Raw genomic sequence first — 21,944 nt, 5'->3', positions numbered from 1 at the left:
GCCGTGGGAGTCATCGTGGGCAGAACGCTGAGCCGGGTCGCCGGGGTCGTTTTCGCGGGTGCGCTCGCCACCTTCGCCGCCGCGCCGGCCGCGCTCGCGCAGGACGGAACCACCACCACTCCGGCCACGGAAACCAGCACGTCCACCTCGGAAACGACGTCGAGCACCACGGCGGAGTCCCCGACCACGGTGCCTTCGTCCACTTCGGCCATCAGGACCGCCGAGCCGACCGGGACCAGTGACGTCAAGACGACCGAGAAGCGGGTCGCGCCCCCGGCCGGGCCGGAGCTGAAGGAAGACACGCAGGAGCCCCCGAAGGGTGACGACTACCAGGACAAGGCCGGCCACGGCTTCATCGGCCTCGGCGGCGAAGGTGTCCTGGTCATCGCCTGCGCGGCCGGCCGGCCCGGCGGGGTCGCGACCCAGTACCTGAGCGTCACCGGCGGCCCGGACCAGGACGAGGCCGACGGCCGCTACTGGAACTACTCCGTGCGCGTCGTGGACGCGCCCGCGGGGACCACGACCGCCAAGTTCAGCTGGACCTGCGAAGGCGCCGAGGGCAACGGCGTCGTCGAGTTCGAGCAGGAGCAGCCGGAAGAGCCGCCGACGACCAGCACCGCGGCCGGCACGACCAGTGCGTCGCCGTCGACGACCGGGCCGATCACCCCGGCGACGCCGGTCGCGCCGGGCAACAGCGCCCCGAAGGCCCAGGTCAAGGTCGCGCCCAAGGGCGGGGTCGAGACGGGCTTCGGCGGCACGGCCTGGTGACGGTCCGCCGAGCGGGCGCGGCACTCGCGCTCGTCCTGACGCTGGCCGCCTGCAGCACCCCGGGGCCACCCCAGGCGGCGCCGCCACCCGTTCCGCCCTCGGTACCGGTGACGGCGCCGTTCAAGGGGCTCCGGCCGACGGCGGTGAAGATCCCCAAGATCGGGGCGGAGTCCAGCCTGCTCGCGGTGGCGGTCAAGACCGACGGTTCGATCTCCGTCCCGTCGGTGCACACGCCGATGCAGGCCGCCTGGTACAAGCTCTCGCCGGTGCCCGGCGACGTCGGCCCGGCGATCGTCCTCGGGCACGTCGACGGCGACAAGAAACCCGGGATCTTCTTCAAGCTCAAGGACCTCGGGCCCGGCGACGAGGTCGACATCGACCGCAGCGACGGGCAGCGGCTGAAGTTCGTCGTCGACCGCGTCACCCAGGTCCCGAAGGACACGTTCCCGCGCGACGCCGTCTACGGCAACAGCGACCAGCCGGAGCTGCGCCTGATCACGTGCGGTGGCGCGTTCGACCACGCCGAGCACAGCTACCGGGACAACATCGTCGTCTACGCGAAGCTAGCCCACGCCTGAGCCGGGGTAGGGGAACGCCTTCGGCGGGACGGCGGCCGGGTCGACCCACCTGCGCATGCCGGCGTCGCAGACGGCGTAACCCCAGTTGATCAGCTGGTCCTGCACGTTCTCGGACGTCCTCGCGAGCCGCGTCTTCGTCTCGGCGAGCCGCCGGGTCAGCTCGGCGGGCGCGGGCAGGGCGTCCGGCAGCTCGAAGTTCTCGATGTCGCTGTAGGTCGCCCAGTACGCCCCGCCGAACTGCTTGTCCTCGTACGCCTTGAGCAGCGAGCCGGTGCGCAGCTCGCGGACCTGGTTGTCCATCACGGTCAGCACGCGCAGCAGCTGCATCGGCCAGTTGTGCATCGGGTTCGCCTTGGGCTTCATCTTCTTGCCCGCGTCGCTGACCAGGACGACCGCCCGCTGGTTCTCGATCGGGTCGAGGCCGAGGTTGTCGTACACGCCCGCGTCGCTCAGCACGATCTTCCGGTCCGGCTGGTGCGGGTCGGGGATCACGACCGGCGAGAGCATCGGCGGGAAGGCCGACGACGCGGCCACCGCGGTCGCGAGCGGCACCTGCCCGTGCGGGCCGGACTGGCGGAAGAACCACCACAGCGAGCCGTCCTGCAGGCTGGTCGCGGTGAACACGAACTGCGGCCCGGTGGGGTCGAGGTCCGCGAGGCAGCAGTCGCCGAAGAGGTGCTTCGCGTACCGGCGCGCCAGCTCTTCGCCGGCGCTGCGCCACGGGATCAGCATCGCCTTCAGCGTCACCGGGACGTCCAGGCTGGTCCGGGCCAGCTTCCGCAGCGGCTGCACGACCTCCTTGCCGAAGTTCTCCGCGACGCCGTCGTCGCCGAACCACAGCTTGTGCCACGAGTGCGCCAGGACGCCCGCGGCGATCGAACCGCCGGAGACGCTGGAGACGGTGGTCAGCTTGGGCAGCCAGCCGAGTTCGTTGAGCCGCCAGAGCGCGCCGGCGTGGAAGAGCATCGCGCGGTAGCCGCCGCCCGAGAGCGCGAGGCCGACGCCGTCCCGTTTCGCCGCATCCACCCGGCCGAGTTTAGGGCCGCAGCAGCGGCATGAGCAGAGGCCGTTGCGCGGTGGGCACGTATTCGGCGTAGTTGTCGTACAACGCCTGTTTGGCGAGGTGGGCCGCGCCGGCGCCGTCGGCCGCGCGGATCGCGTCGAGCACCTCGGCGTGGTGGGCGAGCCAGGTGCGCATCAGCGACGTCCGGTTGCTGGCGTGCTCGAGCTTGTCCTCGATCAGTTCCAGCACCACCCCGCGCACGACTTCTTCGCTGACCACCAGCAGGGGATTGCGCGAGATGCGCGCGATCACCTCGTGGAAGGCGACGTCGGCGCGGCTGAACTCGGCATAGCCGTGCGAAACGCCTTCGCGCATCGACTCGAAGGCCGCGTCCAGGCCGGTCAGGTCGTCGTCGGTGCGGAGCTCGGCGGCGAGCAGGTGGGCCGAGCCGTCGAGGATCATCCGGAACTGCAGCAGCTCGGCGAGCCCGACGTGGTCGGCGCGCGCGAGCCGGTGCATGGACCGGTGCAGCGCGACGGGCGACGCGGCCAGCACCTCGGGACCGCGTGGATCGCCGGGCCGCGAACGGATCATTTCGGCGGCCTGCAGCACGCGCAGGGCTTCGCGGATCGTCGAGCGGCCGACGCCGAACTGCGTCATCAGTTCGCGTTCGCTGGGCAGGCGCTCTCCCGGTTTGAGCGCGCCGCTGACCACGGCCTGCTCGATCTGCTCGACGACCCGCTCGTACGCGCGGACCGGAGCCACCGGTTCGAACCGCATCCCTTGACCTCGACGTCCTTCGCGTGCAGGCTACTGGTCTGACCAGTGTACTTACCTGGAGGCCGAATGAAAGCCCGGATTCACGTGCTGGCAGCGGCGCTGCTCGTCGTGTCCGGCTGCTCGGCCGGTTCGTCCGCGAGCGTTTCCGCTGGCCCGGACACGCTTTCCGTCGGCTTCACGGCGGAGCCGGCGAACTTCGACTTCACCCGGACCGACGGCGCCGCGATCCCGCAGGCCCTGCTCTACAACGTCTACGAAGGCCTGGTGAGGCTCGACTCGCAGGGCCGGGTGGTGCCGTTGCTCGCCGAGTCCTGGACCATCAGCCCGGATCGCCGGACCTACGACTTCAAGCTGCGCGACGGCGTCAAGTTCAGCAACGGCGCGCCGTTCACCGCCGAGGACGTCAAGTTCTCCCTGCTGCGGGTGAAGACCGACTGGACCATCTCGATCAAGTCCACGATGGACGTCGTCGACCACGTCGACGTCGTGGCGCCGGACCACGCGCGGGTCGTGCTGTCGAAGCCGTCGAACGGCTGGCTGTTCAGCCTCACCAGCCGGCTCGGCGCGATGTTCAGCCCGACCGGCGTCGCGGACCTGGCGAACAAGCCGGTCGGCACCGGGCCGTACGTCGTGGCGGCGCGCAAGCGCGGCGACTCCGTCGTGCTCAAGGCGAATCCCGCGTACTGGGGCCGGAAACCGGCGTACGCCACGGTGGTCCTCAAGTACATCAAGGACCCGACCGCGCTGAACAACGCGCTCTACAGCAACGGGATCGACGTCATCTCGGCGATCACCGCGCCGGACTCGATCCCGCAGTTCCAGGCCGACGACCGGTTCCAGGTCGTCCAGGGCACGTCCAACAGCGAGGTCACGCTCGCCATGAACAACGCGAAGGCGCCGCTCAACGACGTCCGAGTGCGCCAGGCGCTGACGTACGCGATCGACCGGAGGGCGCTGCTCGACACGGCGTGGGCCGGGCGCGGCACGCTGATCGGCAGCATGGTCCCGCCGACCGACCCCTGGTACGAGGACCTCTCGAACGTCTACCCGTTCAATCCCGCGAAGGCCAAGGCGTTGCTGACCGAAGCCGGTGCGACGAACCTGAACCTGCGGATGCGGATCCCGAACCTGCCGTACGCGGTGTCGGCCGCGCAGGTCGTCCAGTCGCAGCTCGCCGACGTCGGGGTGCGGACCTCGATCGAACCGCTCGACTTCCCCGCGGTGTGGCTCAAGCAGGTGTTCACCGACCACGACTACGACCTGTCGATCATCCAGCACGTCGAGGCGCGCGACATCACGACGTTCGGGAAGCCGAAGTACTACTGGGGTTACGACAGCAAGCGCGTCCAGCAGCTGCTCGCCGAGGCCGACAGCGGGACGCCGGAGCAGCAGGTCGCGGACATGAAGCAGGTGGCGCGGCAGATCAACACCGACGCCGCCGCGGACTGGCTGTTCCTGTTCCCCAACGTGATCGTCGCGAAGACGAAGGTCGGCGGGTTCGTGCCGAACCAGGTCAGCGAGTCGTTCGACCTCACCGGGCTGGCGCCGCGATGACCGCCAGGGTGCTGCGCCGGGTGGCGATCTTCGTGGTCAGCGTGCTGGTCGCGTCGGTCGTGGTGTTCCTGTTCATGGCCGTGCTGCCCGGCGACCCGGCGCAGGTCGCGCTCGGCGTCAACGCGACGCCGGAGCTGCTCGCCAAGACCCGTGCGGAGTTCGGCATCGACCGCCCGCTGGTCACGCAGTACTTCGACTGGATCGGCGGCGTGCTGCACGGCGACTTCGGCCGCTCGTACTTCACGCGCGACACCATCGGCCCGCAGCTGCTCGACCGCCTCGGCGTCACGCTCTGGCTGGTCGGCGCCGGGATGGTGGTGGCGCTGGTGATCGCGATCCCGGCGGGTACGTTCGCCGCCGTGAAGCACCGGAAGGCGTCCGGTGCGGGCGTTTCCGGGCTGTCGCAGATCGGCGTCGCGATCCCCGCGTTCCTCGCCGGGATCATCCTGGTGCAGATCTTCGCCGTGCAGCTGCGGTGGCTGCCGTCCGGCGGGTGGACGCCGCCGAACCAGGACTTCGGCGAGTTCTTCCGCGGGCTGGTCCTGCCGGCGTTGTCGCTCGGCCTGGTGCAGGGCGCGGTCCTCACGCGCTATGTGCGGTCGGCGGTGCTCGACACGCTCGGTCAGGACTACCTGCGCACCGCGCGGTCGAAGGGCCTGCGTCCCGGGCAAGCCCTGGTGCGCCACGGCCTGCGCAACGCGTCGGTGCCCGTCGTCACCGTGCTCGGGCTGCAGCTGGCGACCCTGCTGATCGGCGCCGTCGTCGTCGAGCGCGTCTTCGTGCTGCCGGGCTTGGGCTCGATGCTGCTGGACGCCGTCGCCGCGCGTGACCTGCTGACGGTGCAGGGGATCGTGCTCGTGCTGGTGGTCGGTGTGCTGCTGGTCAACTTCGTCGTCGACGTCCTCTACACCGTGCTCGACCCGCGATTGCGAGGTTCGTGATGCGCAATCTCGTCATCGGTGGGGTGCTCGTCGGCCTGGTCGTGCTCGCCGCGCTGCTGTCGTTCCTGTGGACGCCGTTCGACCCGGTGAAGGTCGACGCGACCCACCGGCTGCTCGGCTTCGGCGCGTCCCACTGGTTCGGCACCGACAAGTTCGGGCGCGACCTGCTGAGCCAGCTCATGGTCGGCGCGCGCACCACGCTGTACGTCGGGGTTGTCGCGGTCGGCATCGCCGCGGTCATCGGCACGCCGCTCGGCATCCTCGCCGGGATGTCGCCGCGGTGGCTGGGCGAGTTCGTGATGCGGGTCAACGACCTCGTGCTCGCGTTCCCCGCGCTGCTGCTGGCGATCATGTTCGGCGCGGTGTTCGGCGCGGACACGCTGACCGCGATGGTCGCCATCGGCATCGCCACGATCCCGTCGTTCGCGCGGATCGCCCGCTCCGGGACGCTGCAGGTGATGAGCACCGAGTTCGTGCTCGCCGCCCGCGCCGGCGGCCGGTCGAAGCTCACCATCGCCGTGCGGCACGTGCTGCCGAACATCTCCGGGCTGCTGATCGTCCAGGCGTCGGTGTCGTTCGCGATCGCTGTGCTCGCCGAGGCGGCGCTGTCGTTCCTCGGCTTCGGCACGCGGCCGCCGACGCCGTCCTGGGGCCGGATGCTGCAGGAGTCCCAGGAACTGCTGACCGTGCAGCCGCGGCTGGCGCTGGTGCCGGGCATCGCGATCGCCGTCGCCGTCCTGGGCTTCAACCTCCTCGGCGACGGCCTGCGCGACCGCCTCGACCCCCGATTGGCGGCTCGCGTATGACGCTCACCGTGTCGGGCCTCAGCGTTTCTTCGCTCGTTCGCGACGTCTCCTTCGAGATCGGCGCCGGCGAGCGCGTCGGGCTGATCGGGGAGTCCGGGTCCGGGAAGTCGCTGACGGCGTTGTCGATCATGGGCCTGCTGCCCGAGGAGCTGCGCGCGTCCGGCTCGGTCTCCTTGGCCGGCCGCGAGCTGCTCGGAATGTCCGAAAAGGACCTGTCCCGGCTGCGCGGCGACGAACTGGCGATGGTGTTCCAGGAGCCGATGACGGCGTTGAACCCGGCCATGCGCGTCGGCCGCCAGGTCACCGAGCCCGGCCGGATCCACGGTCGGCGCCGGACCGCCGAAGAGCTGCTCTCCTCCGTCGGACTGCCGGGCACGGCCCGCGCGTACCCGCACCAGCTGTCCGGCGGGCAGCGGCAGCGCGTCGTGTTGGCGATGGCGCTGGCCAACGAGCCGTCGCTGCTGATCTGCGACGAGCCGACGACCGCCCTCGACGTCACCGTGCAGGCCCAGATCCTTTCGCTCATCAAGACGTCGTTGCCTGCCGAGAGCGCCCTGCTCTTCATCACCCACGACCTCGCTGTCGTCGCGTCGGTGTGCGAGCGCGTCCTGGTGATGCTGGACGGCGAGATCGTCGAAGCGGGCTCGACGCGCGAAGTGCTGACGCAGCCGAAGCACGAGTACACGCGAAAGCTCCTCGACGCCTCGGACCTGGAGGCCCGACGATGATCATCGAAGTCCGCGACCTCGAACGCCGGTACGCCCGGCGTGACGTCCACGCACTGCGCGGCGTCAGCTTCGACGTCGAAGCGGGACAGCGGTTCGGCATCGTCGGCGAGTCCGGCTCGGGCAAGTCGACGCTGGTCCGGCTGCTGGCCGCGCTCGACAAGCCGACCGCGGGCACGGTGTCGTTCCAGGGGCGGCGCATCGACGACCTGCCCGAGCGGAAGCTGGGTTTCCTGCGCTCGGAACTGCAGATCGTCTTCCAGGACCCGATGGGTTCGCTCGACCCGCGGATGCGCGTCGCCGACATCATCTCCGAACCGCTGGGCCGCCGGAACCCGAAACTCGTCGACGAGCTGCTGGCGGCGGTCGGGCTCCCCGCGGACGCGGCGGGGCGGTACCCGCACCAGTTCTCCGGCGGCCAGCGGCAGCGGATCTCGATCGCCCGCGCGCTGGCGCCGAACCCGAGCGTGCTGATCGCGGACGAGCCGGTCAGCGCCCTGGACGTCTCCGTGCGCGGCCAGATCCTCGACCTGCTCGGCTCGCTGGTCGAGCAGTTCGCGCTGACGCTGATCTTCGTGTCGCACGACCTCGGCGTCGTCCGGCACGTCTGCGACCGGGTCGCGGTGATGCGCCGCGGCGAGATCGTCGAGCTCGGCGACGTGGCGCAGGTCTACGACGCGCCCGAGCACGAATACACCCGGGAACTCCTCGACGCCGCGCCGAACCTGCGCGCGGAACTGGCCCGGCTGAGCGGAGGTGACGATGCCTGACCACCCGGACGGCCTGCCGGTCGGCGCGGACTGGGTGTCCACTGTGGATACCGCAGAAATCGTTTTCCCCTACGACGGGAGTGTCGTCGGTCGCGCCCCGATCGGCACGCCGGAGCTGGCTACGCGCGCTGTCGATGAAGCTGTCGCTGTCGCGCGCGAAGTGGCTTCGCTGCCTTCGCGGGTACGGCGTTCGCTGCTCAACGACGTCGCCGCCGCGGTGCGTTCCCGCCGCGAGGAGTTCGAAAACCTGCTCGTGCTGGAGACCGGCAAGCCGCTGGTCGACTGCCGCGTCGAGGTCGCCCGCACGATCGTCACCTGGGAGGCCGCGGCCGAAGAGGTGTCGCGGCTGCACGGCGAGACCGTGCCCCTGGATCTCCTGCCCGCGGGCGACGGCCTGGTCGGGTTCTGGAAGCGCAAGCCGATCGGCGTCGTCGTCGGCATCGCGGGCTTCAACTACCCGCTGCTGCTCGCGTCGCACAAGATCGCTCCTGCCATCGCCGCGGGCTGCCCGGTGATCGTCAAGCCCGCACCGCAGACGCCGTTGGCCACGCTCTGGCTGGTCCACCTGGTCCGGCAGCTCGCCCCTCGTCCGGCGATGGTCCAGCTGGTCACCGGCGACGCCTCCGTCGGCGCCGCGCTGACGACCGACCGGCGGATCGGCGCGGTCTCGTTCACCGGCTCGGCCGCGGTCGGCCACCGCATCGCCCGCGACGCGGCCCCCACGAAGACGTTGCTGGAGCTGGGCTCGAACGCGGCGTTGGTCGTCGCCGGCGACGCCGATCTGGACGCCGCGGCCGACGCCGTGCTGCGCGGCGGCTTCTACGCGTCCGGCCAGGCGTGCATCTCGGTGCAGCGGGTCCTGGTTGTCGCTTCGGTCGCCGAGGAGTTCACCGAACGGCTGCTGGCCCGGCTCGACGAAGTCGTCGTCGGCGACCCGCGGGACGAGAAGACGCGGGTGTCCGCGCTGATCGACCCCGCGTCCACCGACCGCGTCGCCGCGTGGATCGAGAAGTCCGGCGCCCGCCGGGTCGGCGGTGGCATCGACGGCACCGTGCTGCGACCGACCGTCCTGCTCGACGTCCCCGACGGCGTCGAGGCCTGGGACGAGGAGATCTTCGGCCCGGTCGTCTGCCTGCGCACGGTGTCCGATGTGGACGAAGCGTTCGCCGCGGTGAACGCGTCCCGCTACGGCCTCCACGCCAGCGTCTACAGCCGGTCGCTGAAGACGGCGTTCCGCGCCCTCGACGAACTCGAGGTCGGCGGCGTCGTCGTCAACGAGGTGCCCGGCTTCCGCTCCGACACCATGCCGTACGGCGGCGTCAAGGACTCCGGCATCGGCCGCGAAGGGCCGCGGTTCGCCGTCGAAGAGCTGACCGTGACGAGGATGGCGGTGCTGCGCCCGTGAACTACGAGACGTTGTTCCGGCTGGACGGCCGCCGGGCCGTGGTCCTCGGCGCCGGCGGGATCGGCCGCGAAGCCGCGCGAGCACTGGCCGCGCACGGCGCCGACGTGGTGTGCGCCGACCGCGACCTCGAAGCCGCGCGCGAGACCGGCGTCGGCGAGGCGTACGAGATCGACCTGCTCGAACCCGGCGCCGTCGACCGCGCGGCGACCGACCTCGGGCCGCAGGACGTCGTCGTGCTGACCGCCGCGACCAACGTCCGCAAACGGTTGCTGGACTACACGCGGGAGGAGTTCGACCGGGTCATCGCGCTGAACCTCGGGGTGTCCTTCGAGGTCGTCCGCGTCTTCGGCGCCGACATGGTCGCGCGCGGCCGGGGGAGCATCATCGGCTTCTCGTCGATCCGCGGCACGACCGTCGAGCCCGGCCAGGGCCCGTACGCGGCGACGAAGGCGGGGCTCGTCCAGCTGTTCCGGACGGCCGCGGCGGAGTTCGGCCCGGCCGGCGTGCGGGTCAACGCGATCGCTCCCGGCGTCGTCGAGACGCCCCTGACCGCGCAGATCAAGGCGAATCCGGAGTGGTACGACGCGTACGCGACGAAGGGTGCGTTGGGGCGCTGGGCGCGTCCGGACGAGCTCGCCGGCGCCGTCGTGTACCTCGCTTCGGACGCTTCGTCGTTCGTGACCGGTTCCGTGCTGGCCGTGGACGGCGGCTGGACCGCCGTCGACGGCCGCTTCGAACCGCCCGCCTCTTGAGGAGCGCTCATGCCTGAGTTGCCGGATCTGACCGCCGTCGAACTCGTCGCGCAGTACCGCGCGAAGACGCTCTCGCCGGTCGAGGTGACCGAAGCCGTCCTCGCGCGCATCGAGGCGCGAGAGCCGGAGCTGCACGCTTTGTACGCGTACGACCCTTCAGGTGCTCTCGACGACGCGAAGGCGTCCGAAGCGCGCTGGGCGTCCGAAGAACCGCTGGGCCCGATCGACGGCGTCCCGCTGACGCTCAAGGAGAACATCGCGACCCGGGGCACGCCGGTGCCGTTGGGCACCGCGGCGACCGCGTTGGTCCCGGCCGTCGAGGACGCTCCGGCGGCCGCGCGGGTCCGCGAGTCCGGCGGCGTCCTGCTGGCCAAGACCACCATGCCGGACTACGGGATGCTGACGTCCGGGCTGTCGAGCTTCCACGCGACCGCGCGGAACCCCTGGCAGCCGTCGGCGACGCCGGGCGGGTCGAGCGCGGGCGCGGGAGCCGCGGCCGCCGCGGGCTACGGCCCGCTGCACGTCGGGACGGACATCGGCGGCTCGATCCGGCTGCCCGCCGGCTGGTGCGGGCTGGTCGGGCTCAAGCCGAGCTTCGGCCGCGTGCCGGTCGACCCGCCGTTCCTCGGCCGCGTCGCCGGCCCGATGACCCGCACGGTCGCGGACACGGCGTTGCTGATGAGCGTCCTTTCGCGCCCGGACGCGCGCGACCACCTCTGCCTGCCCCCGGCCGACCTCCCGTGGTCTTCGCTCGACGGCTCGCTGTCCGGCCTGCGCGTCGGCCTGCACCTCGACCCCGGCGTGGGGCTCCCCGTGGACCCGGCGACGCGCGACGCCGTCACGGCGGCGGCCCGGGCGTTCGAAGCCGCGGGCGCGGTTGTCGAGCCGGTCGGTCCGTTCCTCACGCGTGAAATGCTCAGCGGCCTGGACGTCTTCTGGCGCACCCGTGCCTGGTCGGACCTGGCGGCGTTGCCGCCGAACCGCCGCGCGAAGGTCCTGCCGTACATCGCGGACTGGGCCGCGGGCGGCGCGGACCTGTCCGGAGTGGACGTCTACCGCGGCTTCGCCCAGATCGACGCGATCAGCGTGGCGGCCCTGCGCGCGACGTCGCCGTTCGACGTGGTGCTGTCCCCGACCTGCCCGGTGGCGGCCCCGCCGGCGGAGTGGGCGTCCCCGACGAACGACCCCGCCCGGCCGTTCGAGCACATCGCGTTCACGGTTCCGTACAACATGTCCGGCCAGCCGTCGGTGTCCGTGAACTGCGGCTACACCGACGACGGCCGTCCGATCGGCCTCCAGCTCACGGGCCGCCGCTTCGACGACCTCGGCGTCCTGCGTGCCGCCGCGGCGTACGAACGGATCCGCGAGCCGCAGCGCCCCTGGCCGATCGGGTAGGGAAGAAGTTCCGGGCCCGCGGCGAAGGGGTGGTGAAGCTGTCGCCGACGGGAAGGAACCCCATGACAGAGGCAGCCCCGGTGACCGGCGCCGACCAGTTCACCGAGGCGCACGACCGCCACTTCGCCGAGATCTACCGCTACGTCGCCGGCCGGCTCGGCGTGCAGGTCGCGGAGGACGTCGCGGCCGAGACGTTCCTGGTGGCGTTCGACCGCCGCAAGACGTTCGACCCCGCCCGCGGCGACCTGCGTGCCTGGCTGTTCGGCATCGCGACGAACCTCGTCTCGAGGCACCGCCGCAAGGAAGCCCGGCACTACCGCGCGCTCGCGCGGATCGAGGCGCCCCGCCCGGCCGAAGGCCACGAAAACCGGGTCCTTTCAGCCATCGTGGCCGGGCAGCTGGGCAAGGCGCTGTCCCGGCTTTCCGCCGGCGAACGCGACGTCCTGCTGCTGGTGGCCCTCGGCGAACTCGGTTACGCGGAAGTCGCCGAGGCCCTCGGCATCTCCCCGGGCACCGTCGGCTCCCGGCTGAACCGCGCCCGCAAGAAGCTCACCCCCGTTCTCACCCCGGAGGCCACCGATGAATGACCTCGAGACCTTGCGCACGGCACTCCTGCCCGACGAGCCGGCCCAGGACGTCGTCGACCGCAGCCGCCACCGGCTGCAGAACTACGTGCTGACCGGCGGCCGCAAGCGTGTCCGCCCGCTGGTGATCGGCGCCGGGCTGGTCGCCGCCGCCGCGGCCGCCGCCGTCGTGGTGGCGACCCTGCCCGGCACTCCGGCCGAAGCGCCGCCCCCGGCTCCGCAGGCCGTGGCGCCGGTCGACCCCGGCCGGCAGATCCTGCTGGCGGCGGCCACGGTCGCCGAGCGCGCCCAGGTCGGCACCGGCAAGTACTGGCACTCGACGACGAAGGTCGGCAAGGAGTCCTGGGAGTACTGGACCACCACCGACGGGCAGGAGTGGTACCGCGGCGAGAACACCCACGGCAAGGCCGTGCTCCAGCCTCGCCCGAGGCCCATCCGGCTGAACGGCGACGACGACGTCACGCTCAGCGGGGTGCTGGCGTTGCCCCCGGATCCGGCGGCGCTGCGGAACTGGCTCGCGGACGGGCTGACGCGGCATGGAGTGCCCGCGGACCAGCGCGACGCGATGGTGCTCCAGTCGTTGATCGACCTGGTCTCGGTCGTGCCGGCGCCCCCGGCGGTCCGGGCGGCGGCGTTCCGCGCGATCGCCGCCTACCCGGAGGTGCACGCGGCGCCCGACGGCAAGGGCGTGCAGCTCCCGGGCGGCGGCCGCCTCGTCGTCGACCCGGCGACCGGCCAGGTCGACGGGTTGTCGGTGTTCCTGGGCCCGGACGGCAAACCGGTCACGGACGCGAACGGCGACACGTACGCGGTCAGTGCCGAGTGGACGGACGACCTGCCGGAGTGAGCGTCGCCGAGGCCGTCAGCCCTTGACGGCCTCGGCCAGCGCCAGCACCCGCCGCGCGTTGTCGACGTGCAGGTTCTCGATCATCCGGCCGTCCACAGTCACCACGCCGCGTCCCGCGGCGCGCGCCTCCTCGAAGGCCTCGATGATCCGCCGCGAGCGGTCGACCTCCTCCTCCGACGGCGCGAAGATCCGGTTGCACGGCTCCACCTGCGCGGGGTGGATCAGGGTCTTGCCGTCGAAGCCGTACTGCCGGCCCTGCTGGCACTCCGCTTCGAAGCCTTCGAGGTCCTTCACGTCGTTGTAGACGCCGTCGAGGATGACCTTGCCGGTCGCCCGGGCGGCCAGCAGGCACAGCGAGAGACCGCCGAGCAGCGGGCCGCGGCCCGGGACGAACTCCGCGTGCAGCTCCTTGGCCAGGTCGTTCGTGCCCATCACCAGCACGGTCAGCCGCTCCGACGCCGCCGCGATCTCCTCCGCGTGCAGCATCGCCACCGGCGTCTCGACCATCGCCCAGATCTTCGTGTGGTCCGGGGCCCCGCCCAGCTCGAGCGCGCGCTCGATGTTGTGCACCTCGGCCGCCGAGTTCACCTTCGGCACGACCACGGCAGCCGGGCCGGCCGACGCGGCCGCGCGCAGGTCGGCGTCGTGCCATTCGGTGTCCAAGCCGTTGACGCGGATCGTCACCTCGCGGGAGCCGTAGTTCCCCACGGCCGCGCAGACCCGCTCGCGCGCGGCTTCCTTCGCGTCCGGCGCGACGGCGTCCTCGAGGTCGAGGATCAGCGCGTCCGCCGGGATCGTCTTGGCCTTCTCCAGCGCACGTTCGTTGGCGCCGGGCATGTAGAGGACGGAACGCCTCGGCTTCAGCTCGGTCATCCGAGGGCCTCCTTGGTGGCCGCGTCGTAGGCCGCGGCGAGTTCGGGGTCGTCCGCCGCGAGGGCGTCGGCCAGTTCGGCGACCACGCGGCACTGCTTCACCGACGCGTCGTCCTGCATCTTCCCGTCGATCATCACCGCGCCCGTGCCGTCGCCCATCTCGGCGATCACCCGGCGCGCCCAGGCCACATCGGACGGCGAAGGCGAGAACACCTTCTTCGCGATGTCGATCTGCACCGGGTGCAGGCTCCACGCGCCGACGCAGCCGAGCAGGAACGCGTTGCGGAACTGGTCCTCGCACGCGACGACGTCGCGGATGTCCCCGAACGGGCCGTAGTACGGCAGGATCCCGTGCATCGCGCAGGCGTCGACCATCCGCGCCACCGTGTAGTGCCAGAGGTCCTGCTGGTACGTCGTCCGGCCCTCGGTCAGGTCCTCGCCGACGGGGTCGGTCCGCACCAGGTAGCCGGGGTGCCCGCCGCCGACGCGGGTCGTCTTCATCCGGCGGCTCGCCGCCAGGTCGGCCGGGCCGAGGGAGATGCCCTGCATGCGCGGGCTCGCGCCGGCGATCTCCTCCACGTTGGCCACGCCGCTCGCCGTCTCGAGGATGGCGTGCACGAGCAGCGGCTTCGTCAGGCCGGCGCGCGCCTCGAGCTGGGCCAGCAGCCGGTCGACGTAGTGGATGTCCTGCGCGCCCTCGACCTTCGGCACCATGATCACGTCGAGCTTGTCGCCGATCTCGGTGACCAGCGTGATCAGGTCGTCGAGCACCCACGGCGAGTCGAGGCTGTTGACGCGCGTCCACAGCTGCGTCTTCCCGAAGTCGTTCGCCTTGGCGATCGCGACGAGCCCGGCGCGCGCGGCCTCCTTGCGGTCGGCGCGGACGGCGTCCTCGAGGTTGCCGAGCAGGACGTCGACCTTCTTCGCGATGTCCGGCACCTTCGCCGCCATCTTCTCGTTGCCGGGGTCGAAGAAGTGGATCATCCGGGACGGCGTCACCGGGATCTCCCGCACGGGGGCGGGCGCGCCCAGGGCGAGCGGGGCGAAGAAGTCCTTCGGGGAGCGCATCGGTCCTCCACGGCGACGACTAAGTGACTGGTCGGTAACTTTAGTCGCGGGCGAGCGTGTCCGCTGCGGCGTAGCTCACCGCCGTGTGGGTGACGGCGGACAACCGCAGCTCAGCGGCCCGGGTCCACTGTGGATTTTCCCCGGGTTGCGCCGAACGGGCTAGTCGGATCGGGTTTGCCCGATCGAGCCGCGGGTAACCGGCCGCAACCGGACCGTAATGCCACTCACCCCGCGATCACTCGGTTGGCCGCACCGTTCGACCGAAGTCGGATGACCGCCTACCGACCGGTCATCGACCGCTGGGCGCCGCCGATCGCAGCCACTCGCGCTACCCGGCGACGCCGCGCCGCCGCGCTGTTAGACAAGTGAGGTGCCGGTTTTCCCCGGTCACGAAGCGGTGCAGGTTAGAAGGAGGCGGACTCGTGGCGGCTACACCTCAGAACACCGAGCGCTCGACGGTCGCCGGTGGCGCGAAGCGCAGCCGGTCGATGCCGAGCCGCGTGGTGCCGCCGATCGAGCTCCCCGCGAGCGTCGACGAGCTCGCCGTCGCCGCCGCCGCCCAGCTGGGCTGGAACGGCGTCGTCCTCCCCGAGACCACGATCCTCGGCCGCAAGGTCTGCGTGGTCGCCAAGCTCCGCACCGACGTGCACGCCGAACGCATCGCGATGGGTGCCGGCCCGGTGGCCGACCGTGCCACCGTCGACACCTGGACCTGGCCGGAGCTGGCCGGAACCGCCCCCGCCCCGGCCGCCGAAATCGTCGGCGTCCTGGCCGTCGCGCGCCACTGGCGCACCGCGATGGCCTCCGCGGTTCCGTTCGCCCGCTACGGCGAGGCCGCGATGGTGCTCCCGTCGCCGGCCGTCCTCACCGAGGACTACGTCGGCAACTGCCTGCCGCGCGCCCGCGCGTACGGCCTCGCCGTCGTGACCGCCGACCCCAACGCGGTCGTCGACCTGGACCTCGAGGGCCGCACCGAGCGCGTCGTGCTGGCCGAGGACCCGGTCTCCCGCCTGGTGAACGAGGTCGTCTACGACCACCTCCTCCGCACTGCCGAGGTCCCCGCGTCGCTCGACTGACGGTCGCGTTCACACCGGGATAGGGTCGGCTCATGCGAGTCGTCATTGCAGGTGGACACGGTCAGATCGCGCTGCGGCTCGAGCGGCTGCTCGCCGCGCGCGGCGACGAAGCGGTCGGGATCATCCGGAATCCCGCCCACGCGGCGGACCTCGAGGCCGCCGGCGCCCAGGCCGTCGTGCTCGACCTGGAGAACTCCGATGTGGACGCCGTCGCCGAGGTGCTGAAGGGCGCCGACGCCGCGGTGTTCTCCGCCGGCGCCGGCCCGGGCAGCGGCACCGCCCGCAAGGACACTGTGGACCGCGGCGCCGCGGCGCTGTTCGCCGAAGCGGCCGAGCGGGCCGGGGTCCGGCGCCACGTCCAGGTCGGTTCCATCGGCGCCGACAACCCGGAGAACCCCGACGTCACCGAGGAATTCCGCCACTACCTGCGTGCCAAGCGCGCGGCGGAGGACGACCTCAAGGCGCGCGACCTCGACTGGACGATCCTCCGGCCGGGACAGCTGACCGACGACCCCGGCACCGGCCTGGTCCTGCTGGCCGAGAAGACCGGTCGCGGCCCGATCCCGCGTGACGACGTCGCCGCGGTGCTCGTCGCCCTGCTCGAGACGCCCGCTTCGGCACACCGCACCCTGACGCTGATCTCCGGTGAGACGGCGATCGGTGAAGCGATCTCAGCGCTGTGATCACCCAGGCATCGAGAGAGATCGCCGTCTTCAGCGGCAGCGCGCACCCCGGGCTCGCCGAAGAGATCTGCACCCACCTCGGCGTGCCGCTGCGGCCGGTCGAGATCCAGCGGTTCGCGAACGACTGCCTCGAGGTGCAACTGCAGGCCAACTGCCGCGAGCGGGACGTCTTCATCATCCAGCCGCTGGTCAAGCCGGTGCAGGAGCACCTCGTCGAGCTGCTGCTGATGCTCGACGCGGCGCGCGGCGCCTCGGCGTCGCGGATCACCGCCGTGATGCCGCACTACTCGTACGCGCGCTCGGACAAGAAGGACGCGCCGCGCATCTCGATCGGGGGCCGCCTGGTCGCCGATCTGCTGGTGACGGCGGGTGCGAGCCGCGTGCTCGCGATGACCCTGCACTCGCCGCAGGTGCACGGGTTCTTCAGCGTGCCGGTCGACCACCTGCACGCGCTGCAGGAGCTGGCCAAGCACTTCCGGCAGTACGACCTTTCGCGCACCACCGTCGTCTCGCCCGACCTGGGGAACGCGAAGGAGGCGTCGCACTTCGCGCGGCTCCTCGGCGTCCAGGTCGCGGCCGGGGCGAAGGAGCGCTTCCCGGACGACCGCGTCCAGATCACGTCGGTCATCGGCGAGATCACCGGCCGCGACGTGATCGTGCTCGACGACGAGATCGCCAAGGGCAGCACGGTGCTCGAGCTGCTGGACAGGCTCGCCGAGCTGGAGCCCCGGTCGATCCGGGTCGCCTGCACGCACGGGCTGTTCGCGGCGAAGGCCATCGAGCGGATCGGCGGCCAGCCCGAGGTGCTGGAGATCGTCTGCACCAACACGGTCCCGGTGCCCGAGGAAGAACGCTCCGAGAAGCTGAAGATCCTCTCGATCGCGCCGGCCATGGCCGAGGCGATCCGCCGGATCCACAACGGCGAATCGGTGTCCGCGCTCTTCTAGCCCACCGGTCCGAGCACCCGGTCCAGGTAGGTGTTGGTGAAGACGCCGCTCGGGTCGGTTTCCTTGCGCACGCGCAGGAAGTCGTCGAAGTGCGGGTAGCGCGAGCGGAGGACGCCGGCGTCGAGGTCGTGCATCTTGCCCCAGTGCGGGCGGCCGCCGACCGCGCCGGCGATCTTCTCGAAGGCGCTGAAGTACTCGCGGTACGGCATGCCGACGAACTGGTGGATGGCGATGTAGGCGGAGTCGCGGCCCTGCGCGGTCGACAGCCAGATGTCGTCGGCGGCGGCGACCCGGACCTCGACCGGGAACATCACCGGGTCCTTCAGCTTCGGCACCAGCGCGCGCAGCTCGGCGAGCACGTCGAGCACTGATTCACGTGGAACAGCGTATTCCGTTTCGGTGAACCGGACGTTCCGCGCGGTGACGAAGACGCGGTGCGAGAGGTCGCTGTACTCGCGCGCGGAGAGGACGTTCGACGCGAAGCTGCCGAGGGAGGGCACGAGCCGCGGCATCAGCCGTCCCGTCCGGCAGAGCCCGCCGAACGCGACGTTCTCCATGATCTTGTAGTCGACGAACTCGCGGACCTTGCTCAGCGGCTGGGCCGTCTCGCACCGGTTGTTGCGCTTGACCAGGGCGTTCTTGCCGTAGGGGAACCAGTAGAACTCGAAGTGCTCGTTCTCGTCGGCGAAGTCGTGGAAGCCGTCGAGGACCTGCTCCAGCGGCTCCGGTCGTTCCTGCGCGCGCAGCACGAACGACGGCTCGCACTTGAGCGTCACCGTGGTGATCACCCCGAGCGCGCCGAGACCGACGCGGGCGGCGGCGAAGAGGTCGGGCTTTTCCTGGGCGGAGCAGCTGACGACCGAGCCGTCGGCCAGGACGAGCTCCAGCGCGACGATCTGGGTGGCGATGCCGCCGAGCCGCGCGCCGGTCCCGTGGGTGCCGGTCGAAATCGCGCCGGCGATGGTCTGCGCGTCGATGTCCCCGAGGTTGGTCATGGCCAGCCCGAGCTCGTCGAGCGCGGCGTTGAGCTGCCGGATCGTGGTGCCCGACCGGACGGTGACGTGCCCGGTTTCGACGTCGACGCGCTCGATGCCGGTCCAGAACCGCAGGTCGAGGGCGTCGGAGTCGGCGACGGCGATCGCGGTGAAGGAGTGCCCGCTGCCCCAGGGGCGCACGGTGCGGCCGGCCGCGGCGATGCTCTCGACGGTCGTCGCGATCTCAGCCGTGCTGCGCGGCTGGTGGACGTGCTGCGGCGAGGCGGACGCCGTGCCCGCCCAGTTGGTCCACCGGGTCATGCGCGCGCACCCTTCGTCAGTCGAGTGCTGGAAACAGTAAGTGAATACTATTCGCGTTTCAAGCCTTCGTGTCGTACTTTAGACCTCGTGACCAGTGCGACGGTGTACGACTTGGCGACCAAGGACCTCGATCCGCCCTTGGCCGTCGTCGACTTGGCTGCCTTCGACGCGAACGCCGACGACCTCCGCCGCCGCGCGGCGGGCAAGCCGATCCGCGTGGTCAGCAAGTCCGTGCGTTGCCGCGCGTTGCTGGAGCGCGTGCTCGCGATGCCCGGCTTCGAGGGCCTGATGTGCTATTCGCTCGCCGAGGCGATCTGGCACGCCGAGCAGGGCACGACGACCGACATCGTTGTCGCCTACCCGACGGCCGACCACGAGGCGCTCCGCCGCCTGGCCGCGTCCGAGCAGGCCCGCGCGTCGATCGCGATCATGGTCGACTCGCCGGCGCACCTGGATCTGGTGGACGCGGCCCTCGGCCACGGCCACCCGGAGATCCGCGTCTGCCTGGAACTCGACGCATCGTGGCGCCCTCTGCCAGGAATCCACGTCGGCACGCGGCGCTCGCCGGTGTTCACCCCGAAGCAGGCGTCGACGTTCGCGCGCCAGATCGTGGCCCGCCCGGGCTTCCGCCTGGTGGGCGTGATGGCGTACGAAGGCCAGATCGCCGGCCTCGGCGACGCGGTGGGCCACCGCATCAACCAGGCATTGGTGGGCTGGATGCAGCGCCGTTCGGCGGCCGAGCTGGCCCGCCGCCGCGGCGCAGCGGTCCGCGCGGTCCAGTCGGTAACCCCCTTGGAGTTCGTGAACGGCGGCGGCACCGGCAGCATCGAAACAACGGGCGCGGACGCGGTCGTCACCGAGATAGCGGCCGGCTCAGGCCTGATCGGCCCCACCTTGTTCGACGGCTACAGCCGCTTCAAGCCCCGCCCGGCGGCGCTGTTCGCGTTGCCGGTGGTCCGCCGTCCCACCCGCAACATCGCAACGCTGTTTTCGGGCGGCTACATCGCCTCCGGCCCGACGGGCCCATCGCGGGTCCCGCAGCCATACCTGCCGACGGGCTTGAAGCTGCTGGGCTTCGAAGGCGCGGGCGAAGTCCAGACACCAGTGACGGGCCGGGCAGCCCGAACCCTGCAGCTGGGCGACCGGGTGTGGCTCCGGCACGCAAAGGCGGGGGAGCTGGCGGAGCGGTTCACGCACTACCACCTGGTGATGGGCGACCGGGTGGAGCGAACGGTCCCGACGTACCGAGGTGAGCACCAAAACTTCGGCTGACCTGAGTTGTCGGGGCTACGCGCCTTCGTCCTCCGCTTGGCGCCGAGCGAGGTAGCCAGGCCAGTCAGCGCGCGCGGCGATCACATCGTCAATGGAGAGCTTGACGACGGCACAGCCGCTGAGCGAGCAGGCCCGCGGCGAGGTGGCGTCGATCAGCGAGATGCCGCCGACCTCGTCGCCGTCATCGACGTACGTGCACAAGACGGGATGGAACGAGCAGTCCTCGTATATATCGCCCGGCCGAATCTCCCCAGGTTGCGCCGGGCCCAGGCCTCCATCCATTCCTGGCAGGGTCTCGGCAGCGTCGTTTGTGCTGGTCATGGGGTGATTCCGTAGTGATCGAGGGGTCGGGCGGCGTCGCGGGCCATGTGGGCGATGCGGGTGCGGCCGACGGCGCTGACGGCGAGGTTACGGGAATGGCAATGCCGCGGCTGCGGCGCCGGCGCGGCCGATGGTGTCGCGGACCCAATGCAGCCGGTTCTCGATGCTCTAGTGCCCAGGTGGCGAGGTCGGCGGATCGGTGTCGGTGATGCGGCGGCGATGATCCGGAAAGCCAGTGCCTCGGCTGGGAAGCGGAGGTCTGCTGGGGCGGGCAGGACTTCGACGGTGCGTTGTCCGTGCCCGATCCCGGATCGATTCGAGGAAATACCGCACCCGCCGTACGCGCGGATCAGTTGCCTGCCTGCACCAACACGACTTTGCCGGAACCCGGCCCACCCCCGACAGCAGCCCCGCCCATCCCTGGGGGGCGTCCCCTGTCCAGTCTATCGGCGCCCCCCGACAACCCCGGGCCAAACCGCTCAGTTGTCCACAGCTGTGCATACCTGTGGACAACTTCTGTGGACAGCTAGGTGTGATGCCCAGGGAGGTTGGTCAGGCGGCCCGCTTGCCGCCGGTAGATGAGCGGGCGGTGGTGATCGTGAAATCGCGGCCACGTCCTCGGTGCGGCAGCGGTCGGCCCACTTCCGGGCCGTTCTGGCACCGTGAACGTCTCCGCCGCCGCAATGCAGTGCCAGCCGCAGCGAGGTCCGAGAGCAGCGTGGCGTCAGGGCGGGACACCAGGTCCTCCACAACCGGAGGCCGTCACAGCACGCGCGGGCCGTCGGACCTCACCTCAACCGGCGACCACACCCCCGGACACGACAGCTACGACTGCTCCCCAAACCGCGCCGCCAGATACCCCTTAACCACATACTTAGCCTCAGCGACAATCTTCTCGTCCCCACTGGGCTCCCGCCGGAAAGCCAGCTTCAGCAACGCATCAGCCACCTCATTGGCGATCGTGATCGCGAACCGCAGGTCCTCGACCGGCCGGTCCACCTGGGTCGCCACCAGATCGGTCAGCGAGTCCACGATCACCGCGTTGTTGTCGCGCGTTTCGTCCAGCAGCTGCCGGTCGATGATGTCGCCGAAGTGGACCTTCGAAAACCCGGGCACCGTCCGGTGCATCTCCAGGTAGATGTCGAGGATCGAGTCCACGACGTCCCACCAGTGCTCCGGCCCCAGCTGCTTCAGGCGCTCGTTCACCGCGCCCACGAAGCGCTCCAGATTCCGGGCCGTAAGCGCTTGCACGACCGCGCGCTTGTCCGGGAAGAACTGGTACAGCGAACCTACGGCGACCCCCGCTCGTTTGGCGATCAAGGTTGTCGTCAACGCGTCGTAACCGAGCTCGTCGATCAACGCTGCGCTCGCGTCGAGCATCTGCTCGACCCGCTTCGCGCTGCGTTGCTGAACCGGCTGCCGGCGCAAGGGGGTGGCTTCTGCCGGCACCTTCGCGGCCTGGATGTCGGACACGGCGCTCCTCCTCGTCTGATCTGGGACTT

The 21,944-nt window shown here is 71.0% G+C and carries 23 protein-coding genes; 16 read left to right on the top strand and 7 right to left on the bottom strand.

Annotation, left to right across the window (positions count from 1 at the left end; all coding sequences use genetic code 11):
- Window positions 1–15 precede the first annotated feature (15 nt).
- Complete coding sequence (locus ACH54P_RS29115) at window positions 16–768, top strand: hypothetical protein (RefSeq protein ID WP_489906530.1); 753 nt, start codon at window positions 16–18, stop codon at window positions 766–768.
- Window positions 765–1,346 carry a class F sortase gene (locus ACH54P_RS29110; protein ID WP_489906529.1) on the top strand — a complete coding sequence of 194 codons (582 nt, stop codon included), beginning with the start codon at window positions 765–767 and terminating at the stop codon, window positions 1,344–1,346. Before ACH54P_RS29115 ends, ACH54P_RS29110 begins: the two co-directional genes overlap by 4 nt.
- Here ACH54P_RS29110 and ACH54P_RS29105 read toward each other — a convergent pair.
- Entirely contained in the window at window positions 1,332–2,372 is a 1,041-nt protein-coding gene (locus tag ACH54P_RS29105; RefSeq protein WP_489906528.1) for a patatin-like phospholipase family protein, read from the bottom strand. The two genes, ACH54P_RS29110 and ACH54P_RS29105, sit on opposite strands and share 15 nt — an antisense overlap.
- 10 nt (window positions 2,373–2,382) lie before the next feature.
- Window positions 2,383–3,129, bottom strand: a complete 747-nt coding sequence (locus ACH54P_RS29100; RefSeq protein WP_489906527.1) for a FadR/GntR family transcriptional regulator — start codon at window positions 3,127–3,129, stop codon at window positions 2,383–2,385.
- Window positions 3,130–3,195: 66 nt separating this feature from the next.
- Between ACH54P_RS29100 and ACH54P_RS29095 the strand changes: the two genes are divergently transcribed.
- The 10 genes from ACH54P_RS29095 (at window position 3,196) to ACH54P_RS29050 (ending at window position 12,908) form a co-directional block, all read left to right on the top strand.
- Window positions 3,196–4,683: an ABC transporter substrate-binding protein gene (locus ACH54P_RS29095; RefSeq protein WP_489906526.1), complete on the top strand. Its 1,488-nt coding sequence runs from the start codon at window positions 3,196–3,198 to the stop codon at window positions 4,681–4,683.
- Window positions 4,680–5,624 (top strand): ABC transporter permease, encoded by a 945-nt coding sequence (locus ACH54P_RS29090; RefSeq protein ID WP_489906525.1) that lies wholly within the window; start codon window positions 4,680–4,682, stop codon window positions 5,622–5,624. Before ACH54P_RS29095 ends, ACH54P_RS29090 begins: the two co-directional genes overlap by 4 nt.
- Complete coding sequence (locus ACH54P_RS29085) at window positions 5,624–6,430, top strand: ABC transporter permease (RefSeq protein WP_489906524.1); 807 nt, start codon at window positions 5,624–5,626, stop codon at window positions 6,428–6,430. The genes ACH54P_RS29090 and ACH54P_RS29085 overlap by 1 nt, the downstream gene beginning before the upstream one ends.
- Complete coding sequence (locus ACH54P_RS29080; RefSeq protein WP_489906523.1) at window positions 6,427–7,158, top strand: ABC transporter ATP-binding protein; 732 nt, start codon at window positions 6,427–6,429, stop codon at window positions 7,156–7,158. Before ACH54P_RS29085 ends, ACH54P_RS29080 begins: the two co-directional genes overlap by 4 nt.
- Entirely contained in the window at window positions 7,155–7,925 is a 771-nt protein-coding gene (locus ACH54P_RS29075) for an ABC transporter ATP-binding protein (RefSeq protein WP_489906522.1), read from the top strand. Before ACH54P_RS29080 ends, ACH54P_RS29075 begins: the two co-directional genes overlap by 4 nt.
- On the top strand, window positions 7,918–9,330 hold the full coding sequence (locus ACH54P_RS29070; protein ID WP_489906521.1) for an aldehyde dehydrogenase family protein: 1,413 nt from the start codon (window positions 7,918–7,920) through the stop codon (window positions 9,328–9,330). Before ACH54P_RS29075 ends, ACH54P_RS29070 begins: the two co-directional genes overlap by 8 nt.
- Window positions 9,327–10,082 (top strand): SDR family NAD(P)-dependent oxidoreductase, encoded by a 756-nt coding sequence (locus ACH54P_RS29065; protein WP_489906520.1) that lies wholly within the window; start codon window positions 9,327–9,329, stop codon window positions 10,080–10,082. The genes ACH54P_RS29070 and ACH54P_RS29065 overlap by 4 nt, the downstream gene beginning before the upstream one ends.
- 9 nt (window positions 10,083–10,091) lie before the next feature.
- The gene (locus tag ACH54P_RS29060) at window positions 10,092–11,477 is read left to right on the top strand and encodes an amidase (protein ID WP_489906519.1); all 1,386 of its coding nucleotides are present in this window, start codon (window positions 10,092–10,094) and stop codon (window positions 11,475–11,477) included.
- 62 nt (window positions 11,478–11,539) lie between these two features.
- A complete protein-coding gene (locus tag ACH54P_RS29055) occupies window positions 11,540–12,064 on the top strand; it encodes an RNA polymerase sigma factor (RefSeq protein WP_489906518.1) in 525 nt (174 codons plus the stop codon).
- Window positions 12,057–12,908, top strand: a complete 852-nt coding sequence (locus tag ACH54P_RS29050) for a CU044_5270 family protein (RefSeq protein WP_489906517.1) — start codon at window positions 12,057–12,059, stop codon at window positions 12,906–12,908. The genes ACH54P_RS29055 and ACH54P_RS29050 overlap by 8 nt, the downstream gene beginning before the upstream one ends.
- A gap of 15 nt (window positions 12,909–12,923) precedes the next feature.
- On the opposite strand, the gene ACH54P_RS29045 is transcribed toward ACH54P_RS29050, so the two are convergent.
- Both ACH54P_RS29045 and ACH54P_RS29040 read right to left on the bottom strand, forming a co-directional pair.
- Complete coding sequence (locus ACH54P_RS29045; RefSeq protein ID WP_489906516.1) at window positions 12,924–13,781, bottom strand: HpcH/HpaI aldolase/citrate lyase family protein; 858 nt, start codon at window positions 13,779–13,781, stop codon at window positions 12,924–12,926.
- The gene (locus ACH54P_RS29040; protein WP_489906515.1) at window positions 13,778–14,848 is read right to left on the bottom strand and encodes an HpcH/HpaI aldolase/citrate lyase family protein; all 1,071 of its coding nucleotides are present in this window, start codon (window positions 14,846–14,848) and stop codon (window positions 13,778–13,780) included. Before ACH54P_RS29040 ends, ACH54P_RS29045 begins: the two co-directional genes overlap by 4 nt.
- Before the next feature lie 422 nt (window positions 14,849–15,270).
- Between ACH54P_RS29040 and ACH54P_RS29035 the strand changes: the two genes are divergently transcribed.
- Genes ACH54P_RS29035 through ACH54P_RS29025 form a run of 3 tightly spaced genes read left to right on the top strand, consistent with a single transcriptional unit; the run spans window position 15,271 to window position 17,554 of the window.
- Complete coding sequence (locus ACH54P_RS29035; protein ID WP_489906514.1) at window positions 15,271–15,924, top strand: hypothetical protein; 654 nt, start codon at window positions 15,271–15,273, stop codon at window positions 15,922–15,924.
- A gap of 32 nt (window positions 15,925–15,956) precedes the next feature.
- Window positions 15,957–16,607 (top strand): SDR family oxidoreductase, encoded by a 651-nt coding sequence (locus tag ACH54P_RS29030; RefSeq protein ID WP_489906513.1) that lies wholly within the window; start codon window positions 15,957–15,959, stop codon window positions 16,605–16,607.
- Complete coding sequence (locus ACH54P_RS29025) at window positions 16,604–17,554, top strand: ribose-phosphate diphosphokinase (protein WP_489906512.1); 951 nt, start codon at window positions 16,604–16,606, stop codon at window positions 17,552–17,554. The genes ACH54P_RS29030 and ACH54P_RS29025 overlap by 4 nt, the downstream gene beginning before the upstream one ends.
- On the opposite strand, the gene ACH54P_RS29020 is transcribed toward ACH54P_RS29025, so the two are convergent.
- Complete coding sequence (locus ACH54P_RS29020) at window positions 17,551–18,849, bottom strand: D-arabinono-1,4-lactone oxidase (RefSeq protein ID WP_489906511.1); 1,299 nt, start codon at window positions 18,847–18,849, stop codon at window positions 17,551–17,553. The two genes, ACH54P_RS29025 and ACH54P_RS29020, sit on opposite strands and share 4 nt — an antisense overlap.
- A gap of 87 nt (window positions 18,850–18,936) precedes the next feature.
- On the opposite strand from ACH54P_RS29020, the gene ACH54P_RS29015 reads away from it, so the two are divergent.
- On the top strand, window positions 18,937–20,121 hold the full coding sequence (locus tag ACH54P_RS29015) for an amino acid deaminase/aldolase (RefSeq protein ID WP_489916684.1): 1,185 nt from the start codon (window positions 18,937–18,939) through the stop codon (window positions 20,119–20,121).
- 15 nt (window positions 20,122–20,136) lie between these two features.
- Here ACH54P_RS29015 and ACH54P_RS29010 read toward each other — a convergent pair whose 3' ends face one another.
- Window positions 20,137–20,442, bottom strand: a complete 306-nt coding sequence (locus ACH54P_RS29010) for a hypothetical protein (protein ID WP_489906510.1) — start codon at window positions 20,440–20,442, stop codon at window positions 20,137–20,139.
- Window positions 20,443–21,267: 825 nt separating this feature from the next.
- Window positions 21,268–21,915 carry a TetR/AcrR family transcriptional regulator gene (locus tag ACH54P_RS29005; RefSeq protein ID WP_489906509.1) on the bottom strand — a complete coding sequence of 216 codons (648 nt, stop codon included), beginning with the start codon at window positions 21,913–21,915 and terminating at the stop codon, window positions 21,268–21,270.
- Window positions 21,916–21,944 lie beyond the last annotated feature (29 nt).

The sequence above is a fragment of the Amycolatopsis sp. N2S4-7 genome, from assembly GCF_058119595.1.
This window is presented reverse-complemented; position numbering and strand designations above follow the sequence as displayed.